Genomic DNA, 13602 nt, shown 5'->3' with positions numbered 1-13602 from the left:
TTACAAACTTAATTTAGTGATTAAGAGAACAAAACACAAGATGATAACTAACTGATTGAAATTTAACTTTCACAATGGCGAAATCGAAATTAAAGAGCAAGACACGAAAAAGAGAGATAAAGAAAAAGCAGATCAGCCAATCCTTATTAGTTGAAGTGGCGTGGGAAGTATGTAACCAGGTAGGTGGAATTTATACCGTAATCCGGTCAAAAGTTCCAAGCATGGTAAATGTATGGGGGGAAAAATACTGTTTGGTAGGACCCTATGTACATAGTTCCGTTGCTATTGAATTTGAGCCAATTGAAAACCACCATGATCCTTTTTGCATAGCAACCAATAAGTTAAGGGAGCAAGGTTTTGAGGCTTATTATGGAAGATGGCTGGTAACAGGGAGGCCAAAAGTTGTGCTTTTAAATCCTTACAGTATTATGGACAAACTGGGGGAAATTAAGTATGACCTTTGGGAAAACCATGGAATTGAAACTCCCGATGGAGATTTTTTATTGAATGATATCGTGGCTTTTGGGTATTTGGTAAAACTGTTTTTTGCCGCCCTTTCCAATCCTGAGGTAACACAAAAGCAAATTATAGGACATTTCCATGAATGGATGGCGGGCACTCCTATTCCTTCTATTCGTAGAGAGAAGATCAATGTCACCACGGTTTTTACCACTCATGCAACCATGTTGGGCAGGTTCCTGGCTATGAATGATCCTTTGTATTATGATTACATCTCATTCTATGACTGGGCCAAAGAAGCTAAACATTTCAATATTGAGCCTCAGGTAAAAATAGAAAGAGCTGCTGCACATGGTTCACATGTTTTTACTACAGTGAGTGAAGTAACCGCCAATGAATGCCTGCACCTCCTTGGTAGAAATCCTGACGTAATTTTGCCAAATGGGCTGAATATTGAGCGCTTTGCAGTTTTACATGAAGTTCAGAATTTACATCAGTCCTATAAAGAACAAATTCACGAATTTGTAATGGGTCATTTTTTCCAGAGCTATCCTTTTGATCTGGATAATACACTATACTTTTTTACTTCAGGAAGATATGAGTATAAAAATAAGGGATTCGATCTCACCCTTGAGGCACTGGCAAGGCTGAACTGGAAAATGAAAGAAGCAGACATTGACACCACTGTGGTGATGTTTTTTATTACCAAACAACCTTTCCATAGCATTAATCCTGAGGCATTGCAGTCAAGGGCCATGATGAAAAAAATCAGGGATACTTGTGAAGCTATTGAAAAACAAGTGGGTGATAAATTGTTTTATGCCGCTGCAGTAAACCCGGAAAACAGGCTACCTTCTTTAAATGATTTTGTAGATGATTACTGGAAACTACGTCTTAGGAGGACCTTACAGGCCTGGAAAACCTCAAAATTACCTTTGGTGGTCACCCATAACCTGATTAATGAAAATGATGAAATTATTAGCTTTATAAGACATGCGAATCTTATAAACAATTATGAAGATAAAGTAAAGCTGGTTTACCACCCCGATTTTATTTCGAATACGAATCCACTATTTGGAATTGATTACGATGAATTTGTGAGGGGATGCCATCTTGGAGTATTCCCGAGTTATTATGAGCCATGGGGTTATACTCCACTTGAATGTATAGCCAGGGGTGTTCCGGCCCTTACCAGTGATTTGTCTGGTTTTGGAGATTATGTGTTGAAAAATATTGAGGATGCAGAGAAAAATGGGGTACAGGTAATAAGCAGGAGGTTTAGAGATTATGATGAATCTGCAAACCAATTGGCTGACCTGATGTTTAAATTTGTGACTTCTTCCCGGGGAGATAGGATTCTCCAGAGAAACAGGGTACAGCGATCTGCTGAAACTTTTGACTGGGAAAATTTATCTACCTATTATGATAAAGCTTATGCACTTGCAATAGAAAGACAATATGGAAAAAAGGAGGAGAAAAAAGCAGTAGATTAATCTTAAAAAACTGTGAGTGTGAACAAGGCTCATTAAATTCCTCCTGGAAATTTATTTTCCGGGAGGAATTTTTTTATGCTCACTGAAAATTTTACCTGGGCATTTCAGGAAATAAAGTCATGGGCTAAGGCATGGTCTTTTGCGAGTTGCAGATCCTTCAGTAACAAGAAGTAAATGTTTTTTTTGGCTAATTTTTTAGAGATATTATTTACTATTAATCTTCTGCCATGTGAACCAACATCCCTGATATAAATGGCCAATACCCTTTCAGGATGATTTATAGCAATCTGGCTATAAATCTCAGCATCTTTTTGTCCACTGTCCCCAATAAAAATAAATTTCAGGTGTGGGTAAGTAGCCATAATTATTCTTATACTCTCTTTTTTGTGTCCATGTTTTTTTATTCCAGGTTTCCAGACCTTAAAAAAATCTTTATTTATTTTATTTAAAAAGAAGACTCCTTTTGGAAAGCCCTGAATTTTACAAAAACTTACCAGGAGATTATATAAATTCCATTGGCTACTGGAGACAAAAAAAAATGGATTTAGGATAGCGCTTTTCTTTCCGGATTGAAGGCTGTTATAAAATTCTGCTGTCCCTTTAAAAGATTTTCTGGACAAAATGTCCTTCCAAAACATTTGGCGGAGCTTTAGAAGGGTACTGGTAGAATAGGAAATGAGGAAGGTATCATCAATATCCGATATTATCCCGTATTCACATTTGGTATTGGGAATAAGCACCTCTTCTTCATAAACCTGCTCTCTGGCCTTTGGATAAATATCTACAAGGAAACTGAGATAAACTTTTTGCCAGTTTTCATGAGTTACAGGAAGCTCAGGGTTTTTAATGGTTAATTCAAAAAAACCACTTCTTCCTGAGATTACTTTATATTTTTTTTCTAAAAAACTAATTTGAATTTCAACTCCCGATACTCCCTTTACACTCAAACTTTCCAGCATAGTCAGGAAGTTTTTTATAGGATTTATCCGTTGCTTTTCTTTTCGAGAGTTAAATGATTTCACCACTCTTCCTCGTACAAATACCTCCTCCTCGTTTCCAAAACCCCGATAGACCTGAATAAATGGTTGGCCAAATTGGCTTTTTAATTTTTTGACTAAAAACATATTTAGTGCATAATTTGGTCAGGTTGAATATTTCCCCGGGAATTGTTCCTGTCTGTAATCCAAAATGGCATTAAATAAAAAATTGCTGTTTTGCCTCAGATATTATTTTAAACAAATTGATTTGGTATGGATAGTCAGTAGGTTAATCGCCCTGCCTTACTCTCGAATTTCATTCTAATCGCAAAATGAGATTAGCAGGGTTTCTGACACAACCAAATTATAGCATATGAAATACCATTAATTGGCTCATTCCCATATGGTTAAATTATAAAAGAGTTAAAAAGTCGAAGCACTAGTCCTTTTTCAGCTTAACTGTTTGATTCCTTAAGTAAAAATCTGCGATCACCAGGGCTGCCATTGCTTCTACAATTGGTACAGCTCTTGGGACTACACATGGATCATGACGTCCTTTTCCCGAAACCACCGAAGAATTTCCTTCAATATCAATACTTTCCTGATCTTTCATAATAGTAGCAACCGGCTTAAATGCTACTTTGAAATAGATGTCTTCACCGTTAGAAATTCCACCCTGAACTCCGCCCGAATGGTTGGTTTTAGTTTTTACTTTACCATCCTTCGAAGTATAAAATAAATCATTATGTTCTGAACCCTTCATTTTTATGCCCTGAAATCCACTGCCATATTCGAAGCCTTTTACTGCATTAATTCCCAACATAGCCTTCCCAAGTTCTGCATGAAGCTTATCAAAAACGGGTTCTCCGAGCCCTACGGGAACATTTTTTATCACACAACTGACAATCCCACCAATAGTATCCCGGCTTTTTCTAATATCGTCAATCACCTCTACCATTTGCTCAGCTTTTTCAGGGTCGGGGCACCTTACTATATTATTTTCAATCTCTGAAAAATCCAGGTTGGAATAATCATCATCCACAATAATATCAGCTACCTGAGATACATAGGCGGTTACTTCTATACCTAAATGAGTCAAAAATGATTTGGCCAGTGCCCCTGCGGCTACTCTTGCCAGGGTTTCTCTCGCAGAACTTCTCCCTCCTCCACGGTAGTCTCTTAAACCATATTTTTCCTGATAAGTAAAATCGGCATGAGAAGGCCTGTATTTATCTTTAATATGGGAGTAATCCTTACTTTTTTGGTCCTGATTGAATACTACCATCATTATTGGGGTTCCGGTAGTTTTTCCTTCAAAAACGCCTGAAAGAATTTCTACTTTGTCCTCCTCTTTTCTTTGAGTGGTGATTTTGGACTGTCCAGGTTTTCTTCTGGCTAACTCTTTTTGGATAAATTCCTCATCCACTTCTAAACCTGCCGGGCATCCATCTACAATTACACCTACCCCTTTTCCATGAGATTCCCCAAATGTCGTTATTTTAAATATTCTTCCGTATGAATTCATTGCTATATCCTAAAACTTTTTCAAATTAACAGATTGATAATGAACTAAATCAGAACTAAAATTGTCTTGATAAAGTCTTTATCCGGAAAGACCAAATTAAGGTATTAATCTGATTACAAATCCTTATTTTAATATCTGCAAAATTACTAGTATAATCCTAATCTTTTAGAATCGAAGCGGATAAAAAATAATTTCAGCACATTCAAAATGAAAATAATATTTTACAATCAAAGTATTATGGTTGGATGGCTTGAAATGGCAGTGTTTTATTTGTTGAATTTTGGTTTTATTAGATGAAGTAATTGTTGTTTAGTTTTTCTGATATTTTAATTGATAAGAGGGAAAATGGTTTGGCTGAATTTTTTTTTAAGAATCCAGTTATAATTTCTTAAAAAAATGATTTTTCTCATGTAATTGGTAACCTTAAAATAATTAATTTTGAAATTAAAATAATTCTAAATTAAGAAATAAACACATAAAAGGCTTACAATCAAAGGTCTTAAGCAATACTTTTGCAAAAGTTAACCTCAGAGTGGATTATGCAATCACAATTCAAAGCAGTATCAATTTCGTACAAAAATGCTCCTTTAAGTATAAGAGAAAAAATTTCAATTACTGAAGGAGAAACCCAATCTATTTTAATCAAATTAAAAGAGGTATTGGATATACCTGAGGCTTTGGTATTGTCAACTTGTAATCGAACCGAGATTTACTATTCCCATCCTGAGGATCAATCTGAAGCAATTATTCGATTAGTGTTGGCCGAAAAAGCCCTTACTGATCAGTTCTCCACAATATCTGCTTATTTTCAAGTCCTTAATGCACAAGAGAAGGCAGTTGAACATTTATATTTCGTATCGATGGGGTTGGAATCTCAGGTAGTTGGTGATTTGCAAATAAGTAATCAGGTGAAAAGAGCTTATCAACAATCTGCTGATATGGAAATGGCCGGTCCATTTTTACATAGATTGATGCACACCATTTTCTTTACCAATAAACGAGTAGTTCAGGAAACCGCATTTAGAGATGGAGCTGCCTCTGTATCTTATGCAGCTGTGGAACTCGTAGAAGAACTTACTTTTGATAAAGTTAATCCTAAAGTTTTGGTGGTTGGTGTTGGAGAGATTGGGACAGATGTAGTGCGAAATTTGGTGGATTCCGAAATTTTGGATATCACCATTACGAACAGGACATTTGAAAAAGCTGAAAAGCTTGCTGTAGAATGTGGTTTTAAAGTAGCCGATTTTAATAGCATTTGGGATGAAGTACAGCAAGCTGATGTGATTATTAGCTCTGTGGCAGATAAAACGCCATTCTTTAGTGCAGAAAAAATAAGTGAATTAGATATTGATTCTTATAAAATATTTATTGACTTATCTGTTCCAAGGAGTATTGATAAATATGCGGAAAGTATTCCCGGAGTAATTGTCCATAACGTGGATGACATCAACAACAGGGCTACTCAGGCCCTTGAAAAAAGAAAGGCCTCTATACCCGCAGTTAAAGCCATAATACACGAATCTATCCTTGAGTTTTCGAATTGGTCCAGGGAAATGGTTTTTTCTCCTACTATTCAGAAGCTCAAAAATGCACTGGAGCAAATCAGACAGGATGAGCTTTCCAAGTACATGAAACAAATGGATGAGAAGGAATATAAAAAGGTAGAAAAAATAACCATGAGTATGATGAACAAAATCATCAAACTTCCTGTCCTTCAATTAAAAGCAGCTTGCAAAAGAGGAGAAGCTGAAACATTGGTAGATGTGCTCAATGATCTTTTTAACCTGGAAGCTCAAAGGGAAACCAAATAAAATTCATTATATAAATTTCCTTTTTCAGTTTCTATGGAAAACATCCTTATCTCTGAGTTTAGCTATATTTTACTATTCATTGTTGGGGCGATTGTTTTTATTGCAGGAGGCTTAATAACAGCCTGGATTATTCGTCCAAGCCGGCCTAATGACGAGAAGAAAACCTCTTATGAGTGTGGGGAAGATCCGGTGGGGAATGCCTGGGGGCAATTCAACATCCGGTTTTATATTGTTGCCCTAATTTTTATCCTTTTTGATGTGGAAATCATTTTTTTATTTCCCTGGGCTACTGTTTTTGGGCAGCAAACCTTAGTAGAAACTACTTCTGGAGTTTGGGGATGGTTTGCCATTACAGAAATGTCCATATTTATATTTATTCTTACCTTAGGGTTGGTATATGCCTGGAAAAAAGGGTATCTTGACTGGGTAAAACCTTTGCCAAAGACTGAGGATTTTAACTCAAAAGTCCCTTATTCCCTTTATGAAAAAGTAAACCAAAAATACACGGTACCTTCCAGTAAACCAGAGTAATTGATTCGATTATTTATTTTTTGGCAAGCCTTATAATTTCAATTTCCTCAGCATTACAATAACCTGAATTGATCATAAATTCTTCTATCCAGTCTAATACTCCTGGATCTATACCAAAGCTTTTGTAATTATGGATATTTGAAATAATCATTGTTTTATCCTCTTCCATATTTTTGCTGTAGCCAAGCCATTTTGGGGTGTAATACTGTATGGAAAACCGTAAAAACCTGATTTCAATATCACTTGGGGAAAGTATAACTGCTTCATTAAGCATTTCCATAGAATTACCGAGGTATTTCAATTTTGTTATTGGATTGAAGCATGATTTTGCTTCCAAAGCTTTTGCACTGCCTCTATAGGCCAGTATGGTAGGAGAGTCCGATTTTTCCTGTTCAATTAATTCTACCAGCTCTCCAATTTTATCCTCCTGTTGGACTGCTTCATTAAATAGAATTCTAATGTTGTGAAGGGAACTTTCCTGAGAAAATGCGCTAATTGATAAAAAGGAAAATAAAAAAAGTAGTGTAATAGTACTCTTAGCCCATATTGCAGGATTTGAAATATGGAAAAGCTTATTTTCAGCAAGAAATCTTTTTACCCCCACAGTATTGCTATTCAATCATTTGTGTAATTCTTTTGTTTGGAGCATACTCCACTAATCTAATTTAACAAAAGAAAATCGAAATAAATCCAAAATGGCAGAAACTGTAGGGATACCACTTATAAATCGAGCTGAGAAATTTTATCAAAAAACTGCTTTGGTCTCGGACAATACCGCTTTTTCCTTTGAAGAATTATTAAATTATTCAAAAAATGCAGCTTGTTTTCTGCTTAACGGGGAAGCTGATTTGAATGAAAAAAGAGTAGCCTTTATGGTAGATCCAGGTGCTGAATACGTTTTTATTCAATGGGCAATTTGGAGAGCTGGAGGTATTGCAGTTCCGCTTTGTAATACACATCCATTACCGGCCATTTCTCATGTAATCGAAGATTCCGGAGCCGAGCTTATAATTACTTCCCAAAAATACATTTCTTCACTTTCCCAGTTTTCAACTCAGGGCGTTCAGCTTATTTTGGCTGAAAATTTATTAAAAGGAAAAATAAAGGGAATACTGCCAGATGTGGCTGTTGAGAGGAGAGCCATGATCATTTATACCAGTGGAACCACAAGTAAACCCAAGGGTGTAGTTTCTACTCATGAAATAATTCAAAATCAAATAGAATGTCTGGTAGATGCCTGGAAATGGAGGGAAAGTGATTATATTTTAAATGTTTTACCATTACATCATTTACATGGGATTTTAAATATTTTGTGTTGTGCACTTTGGGCTGGAGCTACATGTGAATTTCTCCCGAAATTTAGCGCAAAGGAGGTTTGGGACAAATTTATGAAAGGAAATATCAATCTCTTCATGGCAGTACCCACTATTTATTCAAAATTAATCAGGGAATATGAGGATTATCCGGAGAAAAAACAAAAGGAATTAAAAAGGATATTGGAAAAGTTCCGGTTAATGGTTTCTGGTTCTGCAGCTTTGCCTGTGCCTGTCTTGGAAAAATGGAAAAATATTTCCGGTCATTTTCTTTTGGAGCGATATGGAATGACTGAAATAGGAATGGCCCTTTCCAATCCCTATGAGGGAGAACGAAAAGCCGGGTTTGTGGGATGTCCATTGCCAAATGTGGACCTAAAACTGGTTGATGAAAATGGGAACAAGACAAATGAGGGGGAAATTTATATTAAAGGACCAATGGTTTTTAAGGAGTATTGGAATAATAATACAGCCACTCAGGAAGCCTTTAAAGAGGGGTGGTTTCAAACGGGCGACAGGGCTACAATTGTGGAAGGGTATTATAAAATACTTGGGAGGAATTCGGTAGATATCATAAAATCTGGTGGATATAAAATTTCTGCATTGGAGATTGAGGAAGTATTATTGAGCCATAATAAAATTAAAGAATGTGGGGTAATTGGTATTGAAGATGAAGAGTGGGGAGAGAAAATATATGCGGCTCTAGTTTGCAATGGAAGCAAATTTCCGGAGCCAGAAAAATTAAAAAAATGGCTGAGAAATTACTTGCCAGCCTATAAAATTCCTGCAGGATTTATAGAAATAGATAAAATGCCTAGAAATGTTATGGGAAAAATTACAAAGAATAAATTGAGGGAAATAATATTAAAGAGAAAGCTGTAAAAACCAATAAATTAATTGTATAGCTATTTTTTTCCAAAGGTCTTCTTGCAAATTTGTAATATTTTGCTTAATTTAATAAGCGCTGGAAATTTTTTTAATTCCAGTATTGCCTTCAGAAACCCACTCTATCAAGTAAAATATGTTAATGAATTAAATTGTTAAGACCATGAATTTTACACCCAGAAAAGAAGATTCCGCTACTGCGAAGAAAGGTTACCAATTCGAATCCATTGAAAAATATATGGATAAAAATGAGGTAACCTTATCAGATTCCATGACTATTATGGATGCTTGTGAGCTCATAATTAAGCATAAACTTACCGGTTCTCCTGTATTGGATAAGGATAGGAAAATTGTTGGTATGCTTACAGAAAAAGATTGCCTGAGACTTGTGCTGGAAAGTTCCTATAATAATATGCCTGTTCAGCATAAAAAAGTATCTGAGTATATGTCTACAAATGTAAAAACAGTGAGCACTGAAAACGATTTGTTGGATGTAGCCAATGCATTTTTAAATTCGCACTTTAGAAAATTTCCTGTAGTACATAATGGAAAACTTGTCGGTCAGGTGAGTAGAAGAGATATATTGAGGGCTGCAATGGATATGAAGAAAACTACCTGGTAGGAAATAGATTTCAGGTTTGTTTTTGGTTAAAATAACTGGTTGAATGTTGGGCAAGGCAAATCCCATTTCAACCATTTTTATTTTCTGTCAACATAGAATTTACAGGAGCGGTATTCCTACCAAGGCAAAATTTGATTATATTGGTATTATCAACAAAATTAAAGTAAATGGGTCCGGAAATAATGGTAATTGTAATTGTGGCAATAGTAAGTGGTACTATTGTAAAACTCAGACGATTACAAATAGAAAAGGAGCAGGGTATTCCTCCCGGGAAGAATGAGCCTCATTATAAGCATTTTAAAAGATCGGGGGCAAATGTTAATACAAAAGTCCTTGAAGAAATGAATAAAAGATTGGAAAATCTGGAGACCATAGTAGTAGGAGGGGAGCTGGATTCCTTGCCATCCCATGCAACTGAAATGGAGTTAAGGGATCAAATAGCCAGGCTTTCCAAAAGAATTGAAGAATTAGAAAATGAGAGAAAGAGTGTGTAAATCCACTCTTTCTTTGTTTGAGATCAGTTTGCCATTAGTTCAGCAACTGTAAGCCAGGCCATAAGTCCTGCTCCGGTTTCCAGAGCACTTTCATCGATATTAAAAGTAGGAGTATGGACTCCAGAAGTAATTCCTTTGGCTTCGTTTCTTGTGCCCAATCTATAAAAACAAGCATCCACCTGCTGGGAGAAAAATGCAAAATCTTCTGCAGCCATCCAGATATCAAGGTCGATAACATTTTCCTTCCCCATAAAATCTACTGCTGCTCCTTTAAGTTTACGGGTTAATTCCGGATGATTTGTTAAATAAGGATAACCGTGTTTGATATCAAAATCCACTGATCCTCCCATTCCCTCGGCAATTCCTTTGGCAATACTGACCATTCGTTTTTTTGCTTCAGCTCTCCATTCTTCATTTAAAGTTCTGAATGTTCCTTCTACTTTCACTTCATTTGGGATAATATTGGTTGCTCCTTCCGCTTTCAATTTTCCAAAAGAAAGCACAGAAGGAATTTTAGGGCTGGCATTTCTACTTACAATTTGCTGAAGGGCAACTAAAATGTGAGAAGTAATTAAAATGGGGTCAACAAGATTTTCAGGCATTGCTGCATGGCCACCTTTTCCTTTTACAGTAATATAAATTTCATCAGCACTGGCCATATACATGCCCTCTCTGAAACCTACAGTTCCAACTGGTAAAAGTGGCATGACATGCTGTCCAATTATTTTCCCGGGGGAAGGGTTTTCCAGCACACCATCTTTTATCATTAAAGAGGCACCTCCCGGAATTTTTTCTTCTCCTGGTTGAAAAATTAATTTCACAGTGCCCTCAAATTCCTCCTTAACTTCATTAAGGATTTTTGCAGCCCCTAAAAGTGAGGATGTATGTACATCGTGCCCGCATGCATGCATTACTCCCTCATTTTTAGATTTATAGGGAATATCATTGGCTTCCACAATTGGTAAAGCATCCATATCTGCTCTTAAGGCCACCACTTTGCTTTCAGGGTTTTTACCTTTTATGAGAGCCACCACGCCTGTTCCTGCTACTCCCTCATTAGACTCTAATCCAAATGATTTTAACTTTTCAGCAACAAATTTTGATGTTTTATATTCTTCGAATGAAAGTTCTGGATTAGCATGAAGATGTCTTCGGTTTTGGATAGTTTCTTCCAGGTTTTGCTTAGCCAGATCTTTTATTTTATTAATTAATTCCATAAGGTTGTTTTTTGCTTGTAGCAATAATGCTAAAATTCAAAATTACAATTTTATTACTTAGGGATGCAGTGAATTTTGGGTAATTTTATTGAAGAAGTGAATTATTAGGTTGTAGGGGGAAGACACAAAAAAAGCCTTTAAACTAAATTAAAGGCTTTTTTTGAAATTATCTGTAGATTATGCCGTTGCTCCTTCTTTCATTTTTTCGGCATTATCAGCTATTCGAAGTTTTTCTATGAAATCCCCGATTTCTCCATTCATCACTGTAGGAAGATTATATACTGTGTGATTAATTCTGTGATCTGTAACCCTTCCTTGAGGATAATTGTAAGTTCTGATTTTATCAGACCTGTCCCCACTTCCTACCATGGATCTTCTGGCTGCTCCAACTTCCTCATTGTGTTTGGCCAGTTCAATTTCATATATTCTTGATCGAAGCACATTTAAGGCTTTATCAAAGTTTTTTAGCTGAGATTTCTGATCCTGGCATTGAGCCACCACTCCAGTGGGAATATGGGTTAATCTTACTGCTGAATAAGTGGTGTTTACAGACTGACCTCCCGGACCAGAAGAACAGTAGGTTTCCTTCTTCACATCATTCATATTAATATCAACCTCCACTTCATCCATTTCCGGAAGTACAGCTACGGTGGCAGCAGAAGTATGTACTCTACCCTGAGTTTCAGTTGCTGGCACTCTTTGTACCCTGTGCACTCCGGATTCAAATTTAAGCTTTCCGTAAACATCTTCCCCTGTTACAGAAACAACAATTTCCTTGTATCCACCAGATGTTCCCTCAGTAAAGTCCATTAAACTCATACTAAGACCGTTGGTTTCCACATACCTTTGGTACATTCTGTAGAGATCACCGGCAAAAATCGCTGCTTCATCACCACCAGTTCCTGCCCTAATTTCCATGATTACATCCTTACTGTCATTAGGGTCTTTGGGAATAAGGAGAGTTTTTAGCTTTTCCTCCAATGCTTTCTTTTCGCTATTGAACTCATCCAGTTCCTCTTTGGCCATTTCCCTAAATTCCGGATCTTTTTCGGTGGCAATAATGCTTTTGGCATTGTCAATATTTCCGAGTACCTCTTTAAATTTTTTATAAAGCGAAACTACTTTTTCAAGGTCTTTATATTCTTTATTGAGTTTGGCGTAATTTTTCATATCTGCCATGGTTTCAGGCAGTACAATAAGTTTGCTCACTTCCTCAAACCTATTACTAATCTCTTCTAATTTATCTATCATATACCAAATATATTAATATGCATCCAATTTATTATTTTACAAATTGACATTATGCAAAATTATCGGCCTCTTCTTTTTCGGTTATCAATTACCTTTTTCCCTTTTTCGTTCCATTCCTGAACTATATAAGACTGGAATTCTTCATAGGGTTTATTTTTATTCCCATATTGAGTTTCCCTTTTCAGACTTGCCCGGTCCCGGTCAAAATATTCATACCATTTTCCAACTTTAATTCCGTCTACATACAAACCTTTTTCCTTGATTCTCCCACTTTTATAGTAAGACAAATAGACACCATCCATTTTCCCATATTTTATAGGAATAACTTCTTCTAATTTCTTTTGGTCGATATCATGGAAAGTAACTTCCGACTCCTTCGGATGACCCCTGTAATAATATTCCTTATCTAATAATAACCTGTCTCTTCCGTATCTTTCCCACCGGCCATGTTTGGTACCCTTGTAGAAAATTCCATTAGCCAAAGGTTCGCCTAAAACTGTTTTCTGGTAGGAACCGTGCAGCAAAGGTCCAAATTCAGGTTTATACTTTTTAGGAGAAGTACTTGCAATTTTCCGCTCTTTTTCATTGAAGAAATAGACAGTGTTTACATACTGATCAGGCATTTCTGGAACCTTTAAGACATAGAATTTTTCGTAGATGATCCCATTGCCGTTTCTGGTTATTTCTTTAGTAAACCTCACCTTGGTTTTTACGCCATAAAATACCTTTTTCTTCCGCTTTTTCTTTTTATTTTTTTTCTTTTCAACATTAATTGCCCCTGGGTCCAGCTCTAAGGTAGGTTTAAATTCATCATTAGATTGGACAATAAGCGTATCACTTTGAACAAGCTCATCTAATTTTTCTTTCTTGCTTTTCTTTTTTTGGGAAAAGGCCAGGTGAAGATTAAAAAATGAAAAAATGGTAATCAGAAAAAAAATCTTACTGAAAAATCTCATTTTAGGTTAATGTAATTTATTAGGAATAATCAATCCCCTACTTGCTACATTCTATTTTAATTTACAAA

At 36.1% G+C, this 13602-nt stretch carries 12 protein-coding genes; 6 read left to right on the top strand and 6 right to left on the bottom strand.

The features are described from left to right. Window positions 1-74 precede the first annotated feature (74 nt). Window positions 75-1952 carry a glycosyltransferase gene (locus A3EM_RS0109120; protein ID WP_020527890.1) on the top strand — a complete coding sequence of 626 codons (1878 nt, stop codon included), beginning with the start codon at window positions 75-77 and terminating at the stop codon, window positions 1950-1952. Between the two features lie 104 nt (window positions 1953-2056). Here the strand turns inward: A3EM_RS0109120 and A3EM_RS0109115 are convergent, their stop codons facing one another. Together A3EM_RS0109115 and aroC are read right to left on the bottom strand one after the other, a co-directional pair. Then, window positions 2057-3076, bottom strand: a complete 1020-nt coding sequence (locus A3EM_RS0109115; protein WP_020527889.1) for an App1 family protein phosphatidate phosphatase — start codon at window positions 3074-3076, stop codon at window positions 2057-2059. Between the two features lie 292 nt (window positions 3077-3368). Next, window positions 3369-4454, bottom strand: a complete 1086-nt coding sequence (aroC, locus tag A3EM_RS0109110; RefSeq protein ID WP_020527888.1) for a chorismate synthase — start codon at window positions 4452-4454, stop codon at window positions 3369-3371. Between the two features lie 539 nt (window positions 4455-4993). Here aroC and hemA point away from each other — a divergent pair. Both hemA and A3EM_RS0109095 read left to right on the top strand, forming a co-directional pair. Beyond that, complete coding sequence (gene hemA, locus A3EM_RS0109100) at window positions 4994-6265, top strand: glutamyl-tRNA reductase (RefSeq protein ID WP_020527887.1); 1272 nt, start codon at window positions 4994-4996, stop codon at window positions 6263-6265. A 33-nt stretch (window positions 6266-6298) separates the two neighbouring features. Next, window positions 6299-6796 carry an NADH-quinone oxidoreductase subunit A gene (locus A3EM_RS0109095; protein ID WP_020527886.1) on the top strand — a complete coding sequence of 166 codons (498 nt, stop codon included), beginning with the start codon at window positions 6299-6301 and terminating at the stop codon, window positions 6794-6796. A 13-nt stretch (window positions 6797-6809) separates the two neighbouring features. Here the strand turns inward: A3EM_RS0109095 and A3EM_RS0109090 are convergent, their stop codons facing one another. Continuing rightward, window positions 6810-7415: a hypothetical protein gene (locus A3EM_RS0109090; protein ID WP_020527885.1), complete on the bottom strand. Its 606-nt coding sequence runs from the start codon at window positions 7413-7415 to the stop codon at window positions 6810-6812. A 76-nt stretch (window positions 7416-7491) separates the two neighbouring features. On the opposite strand from A3EM_RS0109090, the gene A3EM_RS0109085 reads away from it, so the two are divergent. The 3 genes from A3EM_RS0109085 to A3EM_RS0109075 all read left to right on the top strand — a co-directional run bounded on the left by A3EM_RS0109085 (window position 7492) and on the right by A3EM_RS0109075 (window position 10110). Next, window positions 7492-8991, top strand: coding sequence for an acyl-CoA synthetase (locus A3EM_RS0109085; protein ID WP_020527884.1), 1500 nt, complete (start codon window positions 7492-7494; stop codon window positions 8989-8991). A 166-nt stretch (window positions 8992-9157) separates the two neighbouring features. Further along, complete coding sequence (locus tag A3EM_RS0109080; protein ID WP_020527883.1) at window positions 9158-9616, top strand: CBS domain-containing protein; 459 nt, start codon at window positions 9158-9160, stop codon at window positions 9614-9616. Window positions 9617-9783: 167 nt separating this feature from the next. Continuing rightward, window positions 9784-10110, top strand: a complete 327-nt coding sequence (locus A3EM_RS0109075; protein WP_020527882.1) for a hypothetical protein — start codon at window positions 9784-9786, stop codon at window positions 10108-10110. Between the two features lie 23 nt (window positions 10111-10133). Here the strand turns inward: A3EM_RS0109075 and A3EM_RS0109070 are convergent, their stop codons facing one another. From A3EM_RS0109070 to A3EM_RS41930, 3 genes are all read right to left on the bottom strand, one after another. Then, entirely contained in the window at window positions 10134-11327 is a 1194-nt protein-coding gene (locus A3EM_RS0109070) for a M20 metallopeptidase family protein (protein WP_020527881.1), read from the bottom strand. A 177-nt stretch (window positions 11328-11504) separates the two neighbouring features. Further along, the gene (prfA, locus tag A3EM_RS0109065) at window positions 11505-12578 is read right to left on the bottom strand and encodes a peptide chain release factor 1 (protein ID WP_020527880.1); all 1074 of its coding nucleotides are present in this window, start codon (window positions 12576-12578) and stop codon (window positions 11505-11507) included. A 59-nt stretch (window positions 12579-12637) separates the two neighbouring features. After that, window positions 12638-13534 carry a toxin-antitoxin system YwqK family antitoxin gene (locus A3EM_RS41930; protein ID WP_020527879.1) on the bottom strand — a complete coding sequence of 299 codons (897 nt, stop codon included), beginning with the start codon at window positions 13532-13534 and terminating at the stop codon, window positions 12638-12640. Window positions 13535-13602 lie beyond the last annotated feature (68 nt).

The organism is Flexithrix dorotheae DSM 6795 (genome assembly GCF_000379765.1).
GTDB lineage: Bacteria > Bacteroidota > Bacteroidia > Cytophagales > Flammeovirgaceae > Flexithrix > Flexithrix dorotheae.
The sequence above is the reverse complement of the archived record's forward strand: the minus strand, read 5'-3'. Positions and strand labels throughout refer to the sequence as shown.